This is a genomic window from Rubrivivax rivuli (genome assembly GCF_004016505.1).
GTDB classification, from domain to species: domain Bacteria; phylum Pseudomonadota; class Gammaproteobacteria; order Burkholderiales; family Burkholderiaceae_C; genus Rubrivivax; species Rubrivivax rivuli.
Genome location: NZ_SACR01000003.1, coordinates 416,374 through 433,730, shown reverse-complemented (window position 1 = coordinate 433,730; position 17,357 = coordinate 416,374). Strand labels below are relative to the sequence as shown.

Here is a 17,357-nt window from a genome sequence, read left to right as displayed (position 1 = left end):
CCGTCAACGGCAGCAGCCCCGGCACGCCGCTGCGGGGCTTGAACGCAGCGGGCATGGCGGGGCTTGGATGGGGCCAATTCTAGAATCCGCCCCCATGAACGAGCTGGCTGCCCGCTGTTTTGCCCTGGTGCCCTGCGCAGGTGTCGGCCTGCGGGCCGGGCAGGGCGGGCCCAAGCAGTACAGCACCGTGGCCGGCCGCAGCGTGGTGGCGCACACCTTGGCCGCGCTGGCCGCCGTGCCGCAACTGGCGCAGACGCTGGTGGTGCTCTCGCCGGAAGACACGCAGTTCGAAGCCCACGCCCCTGACTTCGCCGGTTGGATCACCCGCACCGGCGGCGCCACGCGTGCCGACAGCGTGGCCGCCGGTCTGCAGGCGCTGCGTGCGCAAGGCGTGGCCGAGCACGACTGGGTGCTGGTGCACGACGCCGCCCGCTGCCTGCTGCAGCCGGCCGCCGTGCAGCGCCTGATCGAAGCCTGCGTGGGCGACGCCATCGGCGGCCTGCTGGCCCTGCCGCTGGCCGACACGCTGAAGGCCGCCGGCCCCGATGACCGAGTCAACGCCACGCTGGACCGCAGCGCCAAGTGGCTGGCGCAGACGCCGCAGATGTTCCGCCTGGGCCTGCTGCAGCGCGCGCTGCACGAGGCCGCCGCCACCGGCGTGAACGTGACCGACGAAGCCAGCGCCATCGAAGCCCTGGGCCTGGCGCCCCAGCTCGTGCCCGGTGAGCTGGAAAACTTCAAGCTCACCTGGCCGGCCGATTTCGCCCTGGCCGAGCGCCTGCTGGCGAGCCGCCCCTGAACCGCACCCTGGCCCCCGCATGAACCCGCTCCAACTCCGCATCGGCGAAGGCTGGGACACCCACCAGCTCGTCACCGGCCGCCCGCTGGTGCTGGGCGGCGTGACCATCCCGCACACGCACGGCCTGCTCGGCCATTCAGACGCTGACGCGCTGCTGCACGCCATCACCGACGCCTTGCTGGGTGCCGCGGCCCTGGGCGACATCGGCCGCCACTTCCCCGACACCGCGGCCGAGTTCCGGGGTGCCGATTCGGTGGTGCTGCTCACCGAGGCCGCGCGCCGAGTGCGCGAGGCGGGTTACCAGATCGTCAACGTCGACAGCACCATCGTCGCGCAGGCGCCGAAGATGGCGCCGCACATCCCGGCCATGTGCCAGCGCATCGCGGAGGCGCTGGGCCTGGGCCTGGACGCGGTGAACGTGAAGGCCAAGACGGCCGAGAAGATGGGCCCGGTGGGCGAGGGCCGCGCCATCGAGACGCGCGCTGTCGCCTTGCTGTGGCGCGAGCCGCCGGTGACAGGCTGAGCTTCAGCGCGCGCCGCGCCAGCGCCGCCAGGCCCAGCGCAGCAGCAGCACCGCGGCCAAGGCCGGCACGAAGGCCACGGCGGCGATGAACAGCGCTTCCATATCCGCCGCCGCTTCGGCGCCGCGGGCTTCATGCGCTTCCAGCAATTGCTGGCCCAGCTGCCGCAAGGGCGCTGGGAAGTGTTCGGGCCGCGCGTACCAGTAGCGCGCGAGCAAGAGCGCCAGCACCGCAGCGGCCGCCACGCTGGCCGCGTGGGCGGCCCAGCGCTTCATGTCACCAGCACCTTGGCGTAGGCCTTGAGCGTGCTGCCCGGGATGGCCTGCAGCTTCTCGCTGCGGATGAGGCTGCGCACGAGGTTGAATTCGATGGGCTTCTCGATCGTGATGCAGCCTTCGCTGATGCCCAGCGGGCCTTTCGGGTGCAGGCGGAAGTTGCCGCGCGCGATGTCGTCGCACTTCACCACGTCGTCCACGCTGCCGTCGTCGGCGTACAGCGCCAGCCACTCGCTGCGGTCGCTGAAGAGGTTGCGCAGTGGCCCCAGCAGGCCGCCGGACTCGCGGTCGATGATGTAGTAGCTGCCCGGCGGAATCGGCCCGCGGCCCTGCACGCAAGCGTGCTGCCGCTGGTTGACATAGGCGCCCATGCCCGAGAAGGCATCGAAGGACTTGGCGCCGATGCGCAACTTCGTCAGGGGCTTGCCATTCAGGACAAAGCTGCAGATCAGCATCGCAATCTCTCCGCTTGCGGCCCAGGGCGCGTCAGATCGCCCGCTTGAGCCGGAGGTGGGCCACCAGCCCGCCGTCGGAGGCGTTGGCGAGTTCGAGCGTGCCACCCATGCGCTGCATCGATTTCTCGACGATGGCCAGCCCCAGGCCGGCGCCCGTGGCGGCCGTGCGCGCGGCGTCGCCGCGGAAGAAAGGCGTGGTCAGCTGCGAGAGCTTTTCGGGCGCCACGCCCGAGCCGTGGTCGCGCACGCTGATGATGGCCCAGGGGCCGGTCTTCACGTAGGTGATCATCACCTCGGCCACGCCGGTGTCGGTGCCGCGGCCGTAGCGGCGGGCGTTCTCGAAGAGGTTGAGGAAGACGCGCGCGAGTTCGGTCTCGTCGGCCAGCACCTGCAGGTCGATGGCCACGCGCGAGGTGATGCGGATCTGGCTCGGGTCACGGAAGAGCGAGGCCTCGCGGTCGATCAGCGGCGACACCAGCACCGGGCGCAGCTGCGAATCGCCGGGCCGCGCGTAGTCCATGAACTTGTCGATGATGGCGTCGAGCTGGTCGATGTCCATGGCCATGTTGCGCTTGGCCTCTTCGTCCTCGACGCTCATCTCGGTTTCCAGCCGCAGCCGCGCCAGCGGTGTGCGCAGGTCGTGGCTGATGCCGGCCAGCATCACCGCGCGGTCTTCCTCCACGCGCGCGAGTTCACGCGCCATGCGGTTGAAGCCCATGTTGACCTCGCGGATCTCGCTGGTCAGCGTGTTTTCGTCCAGGCGTGAATCGAGGTCGCCTTCGCGGATGCGGCTGGCCGCGAAGCTCAGCTGCTTCAGCGGCCGGTTGATCAGGCTGGCGATGGCCACCGAGCCCACCAGCGTGGCCAAGAAGGCAATGCCCGTCCAGGTGAGCAGGGTCTCGCGGTTGACCCCGGCCTCGTGCGCAGGGCCGGCCTGCAGCCAGAAGAAATCGCGCGTCTTGTCGCGCTCGCGCTCGATGGAGAAGCCCACCCACAAGCCCTTGACGCCGTTGACGCTGCGTGCGGCGATGGCGTCTTCGCCGAGCACGCTGCGCAGCTCCTGCCCCACGCGGCGCGAGAAGCGGTCGGTCTCGAAGGTCTCCCAGGTGTCCTTGGGCTCGCGGGGCGTGACGCGCGCGCCGTCTTCGGCCGTCAGGCTCTTGAGCAAGGCCACGCGGCTGATGCCGTCCGACGTCTTGAGCGCTGCGCGCGCCAGGTTCACCAGGCCCGCGGTCTGTTGCGCGGCCTGCACGGCGCGCGGCTCGAGCTCCAGCGCGCGCAGCGTCTGCAGCCACGCGAACACCCCCCCAGCGAGCAGCAGCGCCAGCAGGAAGAAGGTGCGCCAGAAGAGACTCAGGCCCAGCGGTTTGCGGCGTGCCACGGTGGCGTCAGCGGCTCAGGGTCAGCCCGGCAGGGCCGGGTTCAGTTGGCGCCATCGGGCACGAAGACATAGCCCACGCCCCACACGGTCTGGATGTAGCGCGGCTGCGCCGGGTCGGGCTCCAGCATCTTGCGCAGGCGGCTGATCTGCACGTCCAGGCTGCGGTCGAAGGGCTCGAACTCGCGGCCGCGTGCCAGCTGTGCCAGCTTGTCGCGGCTGAGCGGCTGGCGTGGGTGGCGCACCAGGGCCTTGAGCATGCTGAACTCGCCGGTGGTGAGTGCGATCTGCTCGCCGTTCTTGCTGAGGCGGCGCAGGCTGAGATCGAACTCGAAGGGCCCGAAGTTGACGACCTGGGCTTCCTTGCTGGGCGCGCCGGGGGCCTCGGGCGCAGGGCGGCGGCGCAGCACGGCGTGGATGCGCGCCAGCAGCTCGCGCGGGTTGAAGGGCTTGGGCAGGTAGTCGTCGGCGCCCACCTCCAGGCCGACGATGCGGTCGACGTCTTCTACCTTCGCCGTGAGCATGATGATGGGCGTCTGGTCGTTGGCGGCGCGCAGGCGGCGGCAGATGCTCAGACCGTCTTCGCCCGGCAGCATCAGGTCGAGCACGATGAGGTCGACCGTCTCGCGCGTGAGCACCCGGTTCAGCGCCTTGGCGTCCTCGGCCAGCAGCACGTCGAAGCCTTCCTGCGCCAGATAGCGGCGCAGCAGGTCGCGGATGCGCGCGTCGTCGTCGACGACCACGATGCGGTCAGGCCTGGCGTTCGCGGGTGGGGTCATGGGAGCTCCCGAATTTGTAACAGCCGCATTGTGGGGGGCTCGGCCGGCGGGTCCGGCGGGGGCCTGACCATCTGTTACAAGTCTTTCGGCGCACCAATCGACGCCCGCGCGCTCCAAGCGGCAGCGTCACCAACGGCCCGGCCTGGGCCCTTCCAGGAAACCATGAAGACCAACTCGACCCTGCCTGCCTTGTTCACCGCCACCCCGCGCCGCGCCCGTGCGCTGGCCGCCTGCAGCCTGGCCTTGCTGGGCGGCGTGGCCCAGGCGCAGGTGCTGCCCCCGCCGCAGAACGTGGTGAACCTCTCGGCCACGGCCAGCGTGGAGGTGACGATGGACTGGCTGACGGTGGTGTTCTCCACCACGCGTGAGGGCACCGACCCTGCAGCAGTGCAGACACAGCTCAAGCAGGCGCTGGATGCGGCGCTGGTCGAGGCCCGCAAATCGGCCAAGCCCGGCCAGGTGCAGGTGCAGACCGGCAGCTTCTCGCTCACGCCGCGCTATGCGCCGCCCAACCCGAGGACGCCCGGCATGCCCGGCGCCATCAACGGCTGGCAGGGCCGCACCGAGCTGATCGTCGAAGGGCGCGACGTGCAGGCCATCGCGCAACTCACCTCGCGCGTGCAGTCGCTCACCATCGCCCGTGTGGGCTTTTCGCTCTCGCGCGAGGCGCGCGACAAGGTGGAAGGCGAGGTGGCCGCCCAGGCCATCGCCAGCTTCCGCGCGCGGGCCGAATCGGTGAGCCGGCAGTTCGGCTTCGGCAGCTACACGTTGCGCGAGGTGAACGTGGGCAGCGACGGCTCGCAGCCCATGGCCATGGCCGCTGCGCCGCGCGCCTTCAGCGCGCGCGCCGTGAACATGGAAGACGCCGCGCTGCCGGTGGAAGCCGGCAAGCAGCTGGTGAGCGCCACCGTCAGCGGCAGCGTGCAGCTGGTGAAGTGAGCGGGCAGGGCGCCTTCACTGCGCGGTCCACCCCCCGTCCACCGCCCAGGCCTGGCCGCGCACGTTCTGCGCCGCCGGGCTGCAAAGGAAGACCGCCAGCTCGGCCAGCTCTTCCGGCGTGGTGAACTGCAGCGAGGGCTGCTTCTCGGCCAGCAGGCGGCGCTTGGCCTCTTCGTTGCTGACGCCCTCGGCGGCGGCGCGCGCGTCCACCTGCTTCTGCACCAACGGGGTCAGCACCCAGCCCGGGCAGATGGCGTTGACGGTGATGCCGGTGGTGGCCGTCTCCAGCGCCGCGGCTTTGGTCAGGCCAACGATGCCGTGCTTGGCGGCCACGTAGGCGCTCTTGTTGGCCGAGGCCACCAGGCCGTGGGCCGAGGCCACGTTGATGATGCGGCCCCAGTTGCGCGCGCGCATGCCGGGCAGGGCGGCGCGCATGGTGTGGAAAGCCGAGCTCAGGTTGATGGCGATGATGGCGTCCCAGCGTTCCACCGGGAAATCTTCCACCGGCGCCACGAACTGGATGCCGGCGTTGTTGACGAGGATGTCGCAGCTGCCGAGCTGCTGCTCGCAGGCACGCACCATGGCCTCGATCTCGGCCGGCTTGCTCATGTCGGCACCGTGGTAGGCGGCCTCGGGGTCGTGTTCACGCACCTGGGCCAGCGCCGCTTCGACATCGCCGAAGCCGTTGATCATCACGCGCGCACCGTGCAGCGCCAGGGTCTTGGCGATGCCCAGGCCGATGCCGCTGGTGGAGCCGGTGACGAGGGCGGTCTTTCCGTTGAGCATGCTGGGGGCCTTGAGCGGTGGTTGATACGATGAAGCCATTATTCCCATGCCCGCCTGACCCCACCATGACCGAACCGCGCCTGGCCCATGTGCAATGCCTGAGTGCCCGTGGCCTGCACCGCATGGCCTACTGGGAATGGGGCGCGGCCGACAACCCGCGTGTGCTGGTCTGCGTGCACGGCCTCACGCGCCAGGGGCGCGACTTCGACACCCTGGCGCGCGAACTCAGCAGCGAGTACCGCGTGGTCTGCCCCGACGTGGTGGGCCGTGGGCAAAGCGATGGGCTGGCCGACCCCGCCGGCTACGGCATTCCCACCTACGTTGCCGACATGGTGACGCTGGTGGCGCGCCTGAACGTGCCGCAGGTCGACTGGGTGGGCACGTCCATGGGTGGGCTCATCGGCCTGATGCTGGCTTCGCTGCCCGGCAGCCCGGTGCGGCGCCTGGTGCTCAACGATGTCGGCCCGGCCTTGCAGGCCAGCGCGCTGCAGCGCATCGGCACCTATGTGGGTGTGCCGGCGCACTGGCCCACGGTGGAGGCCGCGGCCGATGCGCTGTGGGCCATCTCGCAGGGCTTCGGCCCGCACACGCGCGAGCAGTGGCTGGCGCTCACGCGCCCGCAGCTCAAGGCCGACGGTGCCGGCTTCAAGCCGCACTACGACCCGGGCATTGCCGTGCCCTTCCGCGCCGTCACGGGCGAGGTGGCCGCTGCCGGCGAAGCCGCGCTCTGGGCCGCCTACGACCGCATCACCGCGCCGACCCTGTTGCTGCGCGGTGCCGAGAGCGACCTGCTGTCGCCCGAAACCGCCTTGGCGATGACGCAGCGCGGCCCGCGCGCGCAACTGCACACGCTGCCCGGCGTGGGCCACGCGCCCACGCTGGTGGCCGACGACCAGCGCGCCGTGGTGCGCGCCTTCCTGCTCGGCCCGTGAAGACCGACGACACCGCCACGCCCGGCGGTGCCGCGGCCATCGTGCACCTGGCCAGCGGTGCGCTGCCCGAGGGAATGACCGAGGGAATGACCGAGGGAATGGCCGACCCCGTGCAGCGCGCCCGCGCCTTTGCCGAGCCGCTGCTGGCCGGTCAGGTGCTGGACACCGGCGAAGACGCCTACGCGCATGCCGACGGCACGGCCGAGGTGCTGCGCCACATTGGCGGCGGGCCGGCGCTGTGCGCGGCGGCCTACCTCGTCTACGCGGGTGACTTCCTGCAGCGCCCCGAAGAGGTGGTGCACAAGGCCTTCGGCGAAAGCTACGCCAGCCTGGTGACACTCACACGCAAGCTGGTGCAGATCCAGCGGGCTGCGCGCAATGCGCCGCCGGGTGAGGGCCTGCAGGGCCAGCAGACCGAGCGCGTGCGCAAGATGCTGCTGGCCTTCAGCCGCGACCTGCGCGTGGTGCTGCTGCGCTTGGCCTCGCGGCTGCAGACGCTGCGCTGGCATGCCGCCAGCAAGCGGCCTTGCCCCGAGGCGCTGGCTACCGAATCCCTGCAGGTCTTTGCGCCCTTGGCCAACCGGCTGGGCATCTGGCAGATCAAGTGGGAGCTGGAGGATCTGTCCTTCCGCTTCCTGCAGCCGCAGGAGTACCAGCGCATCGCGCAGCTGGTGGACGAGAAACGGGCCGAACGTGAGCAAGGCGTGGCCGCCGCGCGCGAGGCGCTGGCCGCGCTGCTGGCCGGTGCAGGATTGCGTGCCGATGTGCAGGGCCGGCCCAAGCACCTGTACAGCATCTGGAAGAAGATGCAGGGCAAGCAACTGCCCTTCGAGCGGGTGTTCGACACACGCGCACTGCGCGTGGTGGTGGACGACGTGCCGGCCTGCTACATGGCGCTGGCCCGCGTGCACGAGGCCTGGGCGCCGGTGGACGGCGAGTTCGACGACTACATCGCACGCCCCAAGCCCAACGGCTACCAGAGCCTGCACACCGTGGTGCGCGGCGCTGACGGCCGGCCGCTCGAAGTGCAGATCCGCACCCGCGCCATGCACGAGCACGCCGAGCACGGCGTTGCCGCGCACTGGATGTACAAGGAAGCGGGCGTGAAGGGCTACGCCGGCGTCAGCGCGGCGGGCGAGTTCGAAGACCGCGTGGCCGAGGCCCGCAAGGCCGTGCTGCGCGAACTGCTGGCCTGGGAGCGAGACTTCTCCGCGCAGGGGCAAGGCCAGGCGGCAAGCGGGGGCGCCGCGGCGCGGGGCGTGGAGAGCGACCGCATCTACGTCTTCACCCCGCAGGCCACCATCATCGACCTGCCCGTGGGCGGCACGCCGGTGGACTTCGCCTACGCGCTGCACACCGACCTGGGCCACCGCTGCCGCGGTGCCAAGGTCGACGGCGCCATGGTGCCGCTGAGCACGCCGCTGCAATCGGGCCAGACCGTGGAGGTGGTGGCGGTGAAGGAGGGCGGGCCGTCGATGGACTGGCTCAACCCCGAACTGCACTACCTGGCCAGCCCGCGCGCCAAGGCCAAGGTGCGCGCCTGGTTCAACGCCGAGCAGATGGCGCAGACCGTCGCGCGCGGTCGAGAGGCGGTGGAAAAGCTGCTGCAGCGTCTGGGCAGCACGGCGCTGGAGCGCCAGGCGCTGGCCGAGCGCCTGGGCTTCAAGAGCGCCGAGGCCTTGTTCGAGGTGGTGGGCAAGGACGAGTACTCGCTGCGCAACATCGAGAACCTGCTCAAGCCCGCCGAGCCCGGCCCGGAAGACGACAAGCTGCACCTGCACCGCTCGCGCGCCGAGGCCGGCGGCGGCCGCGGCGGCGTGCTGGTGGTGGGCATGGATTCGCTGCTCACCACGCTGGGCAAATGCTGCCGGCCCGCGCCGCCCGACGCCATCTGCGGCTTCGTCACCCGCGGCAAGGGCGTGGCCGTGCACCGCGCCGATTGCAGCAACCTGCGCCAGATGGCGCAGACCTCGCCGGGTCGGGTGATCGAGGTCGCCTGGGGCAAGCCCGGCGGCGACAAGGCCGCGGTCTACCCCATGGACGTGGTCATCGAAGCCGCCGATCGCGGCGGGCTGCTGCGCGACATCGGCGAGGTGTTCGCAAAAGAGAAGGTCAACGTGACGGGCGTCAACACGCAGAGCGCCAAGGACGGCAGCACCGCGTGGATGACCTTCACCGTGGAAGCCACCGACGCGGCGCGCCTGGGCCCGGTGCTGGCGCACCTGGCGCGCGTGCCGGGCGTGCGTCACGCGCGGCGGCGTTGAAGGGCCGGGGGCCTCAGGCCCGGGCGCTGGAGCCCTGAAAAACTTGATGTATAGTCACAGGCTTCCCCAGGCGCGTAGCTCAGCTGGTTAGAGCACCACCTTGACATGGTGGGGGTCGTTGGTTCGAGTCCAATCGCGCCTACCAAATTCGGTAGAAGAAAAAAGCACCTCGCGGCAACGCCAGGTGCTTTTTCTTGGCCGGTTCGAGCGTCCGCGCTGGTTCAGCCCGCCACCCGCGCCCACCTGTCCATCGCTGCCTTGCCGCCTGCTGCCGAGGCCGTGCTGATGACGGTGCCCCAGGCAATGTCGATCAGGCTCAGGCCCAGTGGCCAGTCGCGCAGCGTGGCCAGGTTCGTGAGGTCGTAGGTGGCGTAGGCGAAGAAACCGAAAAGCGCGGCCCGGCCGAGGGTCGTCTTCCGCGTGGCGCCGCCGCTGTGCGGCGCCACGGCGAAGATCACCACGCCCAGCGCGTACAGCAGGTAGAACAGCGCGGCCACGCCGAAGCGCGGTTCGTCGGCCAGCAGGTGGCCGAGCTGCTGGGCGTACAGAGGCTGCGCAATGAGGCCGAGCCACAGCGCGTCCAGCAGCAGCATCACGGCGGCAGTGCCGGCGTAGGCGGTGGTGAATCTCTTCATGCAGGCCTCGTTGCGGGCCCATGCGCGCAGGCCCCTGCCGCACATCATGGGGCCAGGTTGGAAGCGGCCGGGGTGCGTTGGCCCACAGACCTTCACCAGCTCGGTGCCTATGGTCGGTGGCTAGCGCCAGGGCCAACCCGGTTCTGGGCTGCCTACACCCACCGCCAAGGACACCGCATGAACACCATCGACAACACACGCAGCCCCGTCATCCTGCCCACGGACAGCAGCAGCGGGCCAGGGCCGGCCCTGATGGGCGCCAACACCCTGCTGGGCAACGACGTCTGCAACAAGGACGGCGAAGACCTGGGCGACATCAAGGAGTTCATGATCGAGATGAGCACCGGCAAGGTCGCCTACGCTGTTCTTTCATTCGGTGGCCTGCTCGGCATGGGCGACAAGCTCTTCGCCGTGCCCTGGGCCGCGCTCAAGCTGGACACCGCGAACAAGCGCTTCACGCTCGACGTGCCCAAGGCCACCCTGAAAGACGCGCCGGGCTTCGACCCAGACCATTGGCCGGCGATGTCCGATCGCGCCTGGGCCAGTGGCGTGCACAAGTTCTACGGCACGCCCTACCCGGCCGAGTGAGCGCGGGCCGCGGGATTGCGGCCCGCGGTCTGTCTCAGGCCGGCGTCGGCGTGCCGGCCATGCGGTCGTAGCGCAGGAAGAACTTGCGCGCCATCGCCACCAGCTGCGGCGCCGTCGGGTGGTCGATGGTCTCGTAGCCCACCAGGTGGGGCACGAGCGCCGGGCGGTGCTTCTCGGCATAGTGGCGGAAGTCGGCCAGGGCCGTCTTGGAGCCCGCCACCAGCACCTCCGGGATCTCGGCCAGCGCTTCACAAACCGCGGCATAGAACTCGTGCTCGCTGCGCACCCCGCTGGCGTGTTGGGCGGTGTGGTGCGTGTGCGCCTTGATGCGCTGGCTTTGCAGGTGTTCGGCATCGAACTGCAGCACCTCGGCATTCTGGTGGTCGATGCGCAGCACGGCGTGGAAGGTGGTCATGAGGGCAACTCCTTGGGTGTGGATGGATGAGGGCTCAGGCGCGCGAGCCTCGGGCGGCCTCGTGCGTGGATTCGCAGGGCACGCAGCGCAAGGCCGACGGTTCGACCTTCAGCCGGTCGAAGGGGATGGTGGTGCCGCAGTCGCTGCACAAGCCGTAGGCGCCTTGCGTCAGGCGCTGCAGGGCGGCACCCGTGGCCTGGAGCTCGCGCTGCTCGGCGGCGGTGAGCGCGGCTGCGATGTCGCGCTCGGGCAAGCGCTGCGGTGCGTCGTCGCCGTCCTGTGCCAGCACTTCGGCTGCGCGTTCGGCGGCGCTGAGGCCATGCAGGTGCGAACTCAGTTGCGCCTCCAGGGTGTGCTGGCGCTGCTTGAGCATGGCTTGAAGCCAGGCGTGTTGGCCGGCGGTGAGGGTGGGGCTCATGGTGCGTTGTCTCCTGATGCGGCTCAGAGCTTGCGCTCCGGCCGCCGCCGACACCTTGCGCCGCATCAAGAAGCCTAGGGTTTTGGATAACAGGGCAAGCGTTGTGCAGTGCAGAAAAGCCCTACAGCGGACCGTAAGATGCACCGCCGAAGCCGACCACCTGCCCCCGCCCGCATGACCGACGCCGTGATCCTCGAGACCCGCGCCTTGACCAAGGAGTTCAAGGGTTTCGTGGCCGTGAGCCAGGTGAATCTGAAGGTGCAGCGCGGCAGCATCCATGCGCTGATCGGCCCGAATGGCGCGGGCAAGACCACTTGCTTCAACCTGCTGACGAAGTTCCTCACGCCCACCTCGGGGCAGATCCTCTTCGACGGCCACGACATCACCGCCGAGACACCGGCACACATCGCCCGCCGCGGCGTCATCCGCTCCTTCCAGATCTCGTCGGTGTTCCCTCACCTCACGGTGCTGGAGAACGTGCGCGTGGCCTTGCAGCGCCACCTTGGCAGTTCCTTCCAGTTCTGGCGTTCCGAGCGTTCGCTCGACAGCCTGAACGACAAGGCCATGGCCTTGCTGGCCCAGGTGGACCTGGACAAGTACGCCGCGCTCACCGCGGTGGAACTGAGCTACGGCCGCAAGCGCGCGCTGGAGATCGCCACCACGCTGGCGATGGAGCCCAAGCTGATGCTGCTGGACGAGCCCACCCAGGGCATGGGCCTGGAAGACGTCGACCGCATCAAGCAGCTCATCAAGAAGGTGGCGGCCAGCCGCACCGTGCTGATGGTGGAACACAACATGAGCGTGGTGGCCAGCATCGCCGACACCATCACCGTGCTGCAGCGCGGCGCGACGCTGGCCGAGGGCCCTTACGAGCAGGTCTCGAAGAACCCGGCCGTGATCGAGGCCTACATGGGCAGCGCCAACACCGAACTGAAAGGAGCCCACTGATGGGAACGCCTTTCCTCTCGGTGAAAGACCTGCACGGCTGGTACGGCGAATCGCACGTCCTGCACGGCATCAGCTTCGACGTGCACGAGGGCGAGGTCGTCACGCTGCTGGGCCGCAACGGCGCAGGCCGCACCAGCACCATGCGCGCCATCATGGGGCTCATCGGCAGCCGCAAGGGCAGCATCCAGGTGCGCGGCACCGAGACCATCGGCATGCCCACGCACCGCATCGCGCGCCTGGGCATCGGCTACTGCCCCGAAGAGCGCGGCATCTTCAGCAGCCTGTCGGCCGAAGAGAACCTGATGCTGCCGCCCACGATGGGCAGCGGTGGCATGAGCGTGGATCAGATCTACGCGATGTTCCCGAACCTGAAGGAGCGGGCACAAAGCCAGGGCACGCGGCTGAGCGGGGGTGAGCAGCAGATGCTGGCCGTGGCGCGCATCCTGCGCACTGGCGCGCGCCTGCTGCTGCTGGACGAAATCTCCGAGGGCCTGGCCCCGGTGATCGTGCAGAAGCTCGCCGAGATGGTGAGCACGCTGCGGAAGCAGGGCTACACCATCCTGATGGTGGAGCAGAACTTCCGTTTCGCGGCGCCGCTGGCCGACCGCTTTCTCGTCGTCGAACACGGCGAGGTGATCCAGAGTTTCACGCAGGCCGAACTGCCTTCGCGCATGGAGCGCCTGCACGAGTATCTCGGCGTCTAGCCCCACGCTGGGCGCCGCCTTCCCTGACCCGCCAAGAGGAGACTCACATGCAACTGAAGAAGATCGCTGCCGCCTGCACCCTGGCCTGTGCCGCCACGCTGGGCGCTGTTGCGCCTGCCCAGGCGCAGATCTCGGGTGACACGATCAAGATCGGCATCATCACCGACATGTCGGGCCTGTATTCCGACATCGACGGCGCGGGCGGCGTCGAGGCCATCCGCATGGCCGTGGCCGACATGGGCGGCAACATCGCCGGCAAGAAGATCGAGGTCCTCTACGCCGACCACCAGAACAAGGCCGACGTGGCCGCTGCCAAGGCGCGCGAGTGGTTCGACACGCAAGGCGTGGACATGCTGATCGGCGGCACCAACTCGGGCACCGCGCTGGCCATGGCCAAGGTGGCGGCCGAGAAGAAGAAGGTCTTCATCGCCATCGGCGCGGCCACGGCCGCGCTGACCAACGAGCAGTGCAACCCCTACACGGTGCACTGGGCCTACGACACCGTGGCGCTGGCCAAGGGCACGGGCAACGCCGTGGTGAAGCAGGGCGGCAAGACGTGGTACTTCCTGACGGCCGACTACGCCTTCGGCGCGCAACTGCAGAACGACACCAGCAACGTCGTCAAGGCTGCCGGCGGCACCATCGTCGGCGCCGTGAAGCACCCGCTGGCCGCCAGCGACTTCAGCAGCTTCCTGCTGCAGGCGCAGGGCAGCAAGGCGCAGATCCTGGGCCTGGCCAACGCAGGTGGCGACACCATCAACAGCATCAAGGCGGCCAACGAGTTCGGCATCACCAAGACGATGAAGCTGGCAGGCCTGCTGGTCTTCATCAACGACATCCACAGCCTCGGCCTGAAGACGACGCAGGGCATGTACCTGACCGACAGCTGGTACTGGAACCGCGACGCCGAGACGCGCGCCTGGAGCCGCAAGTTCTTCGAGAAGTTCAAGCGCATGCCCAGCAGCATCCAGGCCGGTGACTACTCGGCCGCGCTGAACTACCTGCAGGCGGTGAAGGCCATCAACAGCGACGACGCCGACAAGGTGCTGGCCAAGATGCGCGCAACGAAGATCAACGACGTCTTCGCCAAGGGCGGCTTCATCCGCGGTGACGGCCGCATGGTCCACGACATGTACCTGATGCAGGTCAAGAGCCCCGACAAGAGCACCGAGCCCTGGGACTACTACAACGTGGTGCAGACCTTCAAGGGTGAAGAGGCCTGGACGACCAAGGCCGAATCGAAGTGCCCCCTGTGGAAGTGACCGCCTGAGCTGAACCCCGCGCGCGATGGAAATCTTCGGCATCCCGATCCAGGCCTTCATGGGCCAGCTGCTGCTGGGCCTGGTGAATGGCTCGTTCTACGCCATGCTCAGCCTCGGGCTGGCGGTGATCTTCGGGTTGCTGGGCATCGTCAACTTCGCGCACGGGGCGCTCTACATGATCGGCGCCTACGTCGCCTGGCTGGGCGCCGAGTACGCCGGCATCGGCTTCTGGTGGAGCCTGCTGCTGGCGCCGTTGGTGGTGGGCGCCCTGGGCGTGGTGATCGAACGCACGCTGCTCAAGCAGCTGTACAAGATCGACCCCATCTACGGCCTGCTGCTCACCTTCGGCCTTGCGCTCATCGCCGAAGGCGTGTTCCGCGACCAGTTCGGCGTCTCGGGCCAGCAGTACCCGGTGCCTGAGTTGCTGCAGGGCGCCACCAACCTCGGCTTCATGATCCTGCCGAACTACCGCGGCTTCGTGATCTTCGCGTCGCTGTTCATCTGCCTGGTGACCTGGTTCATCATCGAGCGCACGCGCCTTGGCAGCTACCTGCGGGCCGGCACCGAGAACCCGTCTCTCGTGCAGGCCTTCGGCGTCAACGTGCCGATGATGGTGATGCTGACCTACGGCGCCGGCGCCGGCCTGGCCGCGATGGCCGGGGTGCTGGCCGCGCCCATCATCCAGATCACGCCGCTGATGGGCAGCAACCTGATCATCATCGTCTTCGCGGTGGTGGTGATCGGGGGCATGGGTTCCATCCTCGGCTCCATCCTCACCGGGCTGGTGCTGGGCCTGGTGGAAGGGCTGACCAAGGTGTTCTACCCCGAGGCCTCCAGCATCGTCGTCTTCGTCATCATGGCCATCGTGCTGATGATCCGGCCGGCGGGCCTGTTCGGAAAGGAGAAGTGAGATGAGCACTTCTTCCGAAAGCGGTGGCGTGGACATCCAGCGCTGGAGCAAGATCGCCTGGGGCGTGGGCCTGGCGCTGCTGATCGCTGCGCCCTTCCTGGGCGTCTACCCGATCTTCATGATCAAGGCGCTGTGCTTCGCCATCTTCGCCTGCGCCTTCAACCTGCTGCTCGGCTACACCGGGCTTCTGAGCTTCGGCCACGCGGCTTACCTGGGCGCCGCGGCCTATGTCACCGGCTGGCTGGTGCGCTCGGCGGGCTTCTCGCCGGAGCTGGGCATCCTGGCCGGCGCACTGTCGGGCACGGTCCTGGGCGCCATCGTCGGCTTCATCGCCATCCGCCGCCAGGGCATCTACTTCGCGATGATCACGCTCGCCATGGCGCAGATGATCTATTTCGTCTGGCTGCAGGCACCCTTCACGGGCGGTGAAGACGGCCTGCAGGGCGTGCCGCGCGGCACGCTGTTCGGGCTGATTCCGCTGCAGAGCGACCTCGTCATGTACTTCGTGGTGCTGGCCGCTTTCGTGGGCGTTTTCCTGGGCGTGGTGCGCATCGTGCATTCGCCCTACGGCCAGGTGCTGAAGGCCATCCGCGAGAACGAGCCGCGCGCCATCTCGCTGGGCTACGACGTCGACAAGTACAAGCTGCTGGCCTTCGTGCTCAGCACCACCCTGGCCGGCCTGGCCGGTGCTTTGAAGACGGTGGCCCTGGGCTTCGCGACGCTGTCCGATGCGCACTGGTCGCTCTCGGGCGAGGTGGTGCTGATGACGCTGCTGGGCGGCATGGGCACCTTCGCCGGCCCCGTGGTGGGCGCCTTCACCATCATCGGTCTGCAGAACTTCCTGGCCGACCGCGTCGGTTCCTGGGTCACCGTCATCATCGGCGTGATCTTCGTCGTCTGCGTCGTCGGCTTCCGCCGCGGCTTCGTCGGCGAACTGCTGGCCTGGCTCAGGCGCCGACAACCCAAGCAGCCCTGAGGGCATCGGGCCTGATGCCCGGGCGCCCGTCGTTCGGCTTCACCATTCGCCCCGCCCAGCGCCCCTTTCGTCGCAGACCCCTGCCCGCAGGGGCAGGGCGCCGTTACGCTCGCGGCTTCTGACCTGTCTGCCGGCACGCCTGCGCGTGCCTTTGAAGCCATGCGCCCCAACCTGCAAGCCCCCGTTCGTCAACGAGCCCTCGCCATCGCCCTGGCCGCCGCCCTGGCCGCCACGCTGGCGGGATGCGGCAAGCCCGGTGCCGGTGGCCCGTCGGCTGCGGCCTCGGGGGCCTCGGCGGCCAAGGCCGCCGCGCCCGTGCTGCTGCTGGCCCCGGAAGACCTGCTCACGCTGCAGCCCAGCCGCCTGGCCAGCGGGCCCGTGATCAGCGGCTCGCTGCAACCCGAACGCCGCGCCGACCTGCGCGCCGAGGTGGCCGCTGTGGTGCTGCAGGTGATGAAGGAGAACGGCGACACCGTCAACGCCGGCGACACGCTGATGAAGCTGGACGACACCGCCATCCGCGACAGCCTGAGTTCGGCCGAAGAGGCGTTGCGCGCGTCCACCCAGGCCTTCGAGCAGGTGGAGCGCCAGGTCGCGCGGCTGAAGACGCTGCAGGCCCAGGGCATGACCTCCACCCAGGCGCTGGAAGACGCCGAGGTGCGCCGCAACAACGCACAGAGCGACCTGGTGGCGGCGCGGGCGCGCGTGGTCTCCGCACGTCAGCAGATGGCCCGCACCGTGGTGCGCGCACCGTTTGCCGGTGTGGTGAGCGAGCGCAAGGCTTCGGTGGGCGACACCGTGCAGGTCGGCCGCGAACTGGTGAAGGTGATCGACCCGCGCAGCATGCGCTTCGAGGGCCTGGTGTCGGCCGACCGCATGCACGAGCTGAAGCTCGGGCAGCCGGTCAGCTTCCGCGTCAACGGCTTTGCGCAGGGCGATTTCACGGGCAAGGTGCAGCGCATCGAGGCCGCGGCCAATGCCGTCACGCGGCAGGTGGAGGTGATCGTGGCCTTCGCCACGCCGGCGCAGGCGCCGCGGGTGGCAGGCCTCTTTGCCGAGGGCCGCGTGGAGACGGGCGGCACCGAAGGCCTGAGCCTGCCCGGCCAGGCCGTGGTGCGGTCGGGCGAACTCGCCCACGCCTGGAAGCTGAACGGCAACAGCCTCTCGAAGGTGGCGCTGCGCCTGGGCGAGCGCGACCCGCGCACGGGCGAAAGCCCGGTGCTTTCGGGCCTGGTGGCCGGCGACCGCATCCTGCGCGCGCCCGGCAGCTCCTTGGTGGACGGCCAGAAGTTCGAATTCGCCAAGCCCCTGGCCGCTGCGGGGGCCGCGCCCTCGGCGGTGGCTGCAACGGCCTCTGCGGCCAAGTGAGGTCG

General features: G+C 69.3%; 20 protein-coding genes and 1 tRNA gene. 13 read left to right on the top strand and 8 right to left on the bottom strand.

Annotated elements, in window-relative coordinates:
- Positions 1–94 precede the first annotated feature (94 nt).
- On the top strand, positions 95–799 hold the full coding sequence (gene ispD, locus EOE66_RS10460; protein ID WP_128228629.1) for a 2-C-methyl-D-erythritol 4-phosphate cytidylyltransferase: 705 nt from the start codon (positions 95–97) through the stop codon (positions 797–799).
- A 19-nt stretch (positions 800–818) separates the two neighbouring features.
- Complete coding sequence (gene ispF / locus EOE66_RS10455; protein ID WP_128228628.1) at positions 819–1,322, top strand: 2-C-methyl-D-erythritol 2,4-cyclodiphosphate synthase; 504 nt, start codon at positions 819–821, stop codon at positions 1,320–1,322.
- Positions 1,323–1,325: 3 nt separating this feature from the next.
- On the opposite strand, the gene EOE66_RS10450 is transcribed toward ispF, so the two are convergent.
- The 4 genes from EOE66_RS10450 to ompR are packed head-to-tail and all read right to left on the bottom strand — an operon-like array spanning position 1,326 to position 4,207.
- Positions 1,326–1,595, bottom strand: coding sequence for a hypothetical protein (locus EOE66_RS10450; protein WP_128228627.1), 270 nt, complete (start codon positions 1,593–1,595; stop codon positions 1,326–1,328).
- On the bottom strand, positions 1,592–2,050 hold the full coding sequence (locus EOE66_RS10445; protein WP_128228626.1) for a DUF2778 domain-containing protein: 459 nt from the start codon (positions 2,048–2,050) through the stop codon (positions 1,592–1,594). Before EOE66_RS10445 ends, EOE66_RS10450 begins: the two co-directional genes overlap by 4 nt.
- 31 nt (positions 2,051–2,081) lie before the next feature.
- Entirely contained in the window at positions 2,082–3,431 is a 1,350-nt protein-coding gene (locus EOE66_RS10440) for an ATP-binding protein (RefSeq protein ID WP_245478989.1), read from the bottom strand.
- 41 nt (positions 3,432–3,472) lie between these two features.
- Positions 3,473–4,207 carry an osmolarity response regulator transcription factor OmpR gene (gene ompR, locus EOE66_RS10435; RefSeq protein ID WP_054139894.1) on the bottom strand — a complete coding sequence of 245 codons (735 nt, stop codon included), beginning with the start codon at positions 4,205–4,207 and terminating at the stop codon, positions 3,473–3,475.
- A 162-nt stretch (positions 4,208–4,369) separates the two neighbouring features.
- Here ompR and EOE66_RS10430 point away from each other — a divergent pair, with 162 nt between their 5' ends.
- Positions 4,370–5,146, top strand: coding sequence for an SIMPL domain-containing protein (locus EOE66_RS10430; protein WP_128228625.1), 777 nt, complete (start codon positions 4,370–4,372; stop codon positions 5,144–5,146).
- A gap of 15 nt (positions 5,147–5,161) precedes the next feature.
- Here the strand turns inward: EOE66_RS10430 and EOE66_RS10425 are convergent, their stop codons facing one another.
- The gene (locus EOE66_RS10425; RefSeq protein ID WP_128228624.1) at positions 5,162–5,932 is read right to left on the bottom strand and encodes a 3-hydroxybutyrate dehydrogenase; all 771 of its coding nucleotides are present in this window, start codon (positions 5,930–5,932) and stop codon (positions 5,162–5,164) included.
- Between the two features lie 65 nt (positions 5,933–5,997).
- Here EOE66_RS10425 and EOE66_RS10420 point away from each other — a divergent pair, with 65 nt between their 5' ends.
- The 3 genes from EOE66_RS10420 (at position 5,998) to EOE66_RS10410 (ending at position 9,273) form a co-directional block, all read left to right on the top strand.
- The gene (locus EOE66_RS10420) at positions 5,998–6,864 is read left to right on the top strand and encodes an alpha/beta fold hydrolase (protein WP_128228623.1); all 867 of its coding nucleotides are present in this window, start codon (positions 5,998–6,000) and stop codon (positions 6,862–6,864) included.
- Entirely contained in the window at positions 6,861–9,128 is a 2,268-nt protein-coding gene (locus EOE66_RS10415; RefSeq protein WP_375137472.1) for a RelA/SpoT family protein, read from the top strand. The genes EOE66_RS10420 and EOE66_RS10415 overlap by 4 nt, the downstream gene beginning before the upstream one ends.
- A gap of 68 nt (positions 9,129–9,196) precedes the next feature.
- Positions 9,197–9,273: transfer RNA gene (locus tag EOE66_RS10410), tRNA-Val, on the top strand.
- A 76-nt stretch (positions 9,274–9,349) separates the two neighbouring features.
- Here EOE66_RS10410 and EOE66_RS10405 read toward each other — a convergent pair.
- A complete protein-coding gene (locus EOE66_RS10405; RefSeq protein ID WP_128228622.1) occupies positions 9,350–9,763 on the bottom strand; it encodes a DUF2177 family protein in 414 nt (137 codons plus the stop codon).
- A gap of 177 nt (positions 9,764–9,940) precedes the next feature.
- Between EOE66_RS10405 and EOE66_RS10400 the strand changes: the two genes are divergently transcribed.
- Positions 9,941–10,351 (top strand): PRC-barrel domain-containing protein, encoded by a 411-nt coding sequence (locus tag EOE66_RS10400; protein WP_128228621.1) that lies wholly within the window; start codon positions 9,941–9,943, stop codon positions 10,349–10,351.
- 34 nt (positions 10,352–10,385) lie between these two features.
- Here EOE66_RS10400 and EOE66_RS10395 read toward each other — a convergent pair whose 3' ends face one another.
- Both EOE66_RS10395 and EOE66_RS10390 read right to left on the bottom strand, forming a co-directional pair.
- Positions 10,386–10,766, bottom strand: coding sequence for a hypothetical protein (locus EOE66_RS10395; RefSeq protein WP_128228620.1), 381 nt, complete (start codon positions 10,764–10,766; stop codon positions 10,386–10,388).
- A gap of 34 nt (positions 10,767–10,800) precedes the next feature.
- Entirely contained in the window at positions 10,801–11,184 is a 384-nt protein-coding gene (locus EOE66_RS10390) for a TraR/DksA family transcriptional regulator (protein WP_128228619.1), read from the bottom strand.
- 174 nt (positions 11,185–11,358) lie between these two features.
- On the opposite strand from EOE66_RS10390, the gene EOE66_RS10385 reads away from it, so the two are divergent.
- The 6 genes from EOE66_RS10385 to EOE66_RS10360 all read left to right on the top strand — a co-directional run bounded on the left by EOE66_RS10385 (position 11,359) and on the right by EOE66_RS10360 (position 17,352).
- Positions 11,359–12,132, top strand: coding sequence for an ABC transporter ATP-binding protein (locus EOE66_RS10385; RefSeq protein ID WP_128228618.1), 774 nt, complete (start codon positions 11,359–11,361; stop codon positions 12,130–12,132).
- Positions 12,132–12,836, top strand: a complete 705-nt coding sequence (locus EOE66_RS10380) for an ABC transporter ATP-binding protein (RefSeq protein ID WP_128228617.1) — start codon at positions 12,132–12,134, stop codon at positions 12,834–12,836. Before EOE66_RS10385 ends, EOE66_RS10380 begins: the two co-directional genes overlap by 1 nt.
- Positions 12,837–12,883: 47 nt before the next feature.
- Complete coding sequence (locus tag EOE66_RS10375; RefSeq protein WP_128228616.1) at positions 12,884–14,098, top strand: ABC transporter substrate-binding protein; 1,215 nt, start codon at positions 12,884–12,886, stop codon at positions 14,096–14,098.
- Between the two features lie 25 nt (positions 14,099–14,123).
- The gene (locus EOE66_RS10370) at positions 14,124–15,008 is read left to right on the top strand and encodes a branched-chain amino acid ABC transporter permease (RefSeq protein WP_128228615.1); all 885 of its coding nucleotides are present in this window, start codon (positions 14,124–14,126) and stop codon (positions 15,006–15,008) included.
- 1 nt (position 15,009) lies between these two features.
- Entirely contained in the window at positions 15,010–15,984 is a 975-nt protein-coding gene (locus EOE66_RS10365; RefSeq protein WP_205702673.1) for a branched-chain amino acid ABC transporter permease, read from the top strand.
- Between the two features lie 159 nt (positions 15,985–16,143).
- Complete coding sequence (locus EOE66_RS10360) at positions 16,144–17,352, top strand: efflux RND transporter periplasmic adaptor subunit (protein WP_128228614.1); 1,209 nt, start codon at positions 16,144–16,146, stop codon at positions 17,350–17,352.
- Positions 17,353–17,357: the final 5 nt, after the last annotated feature.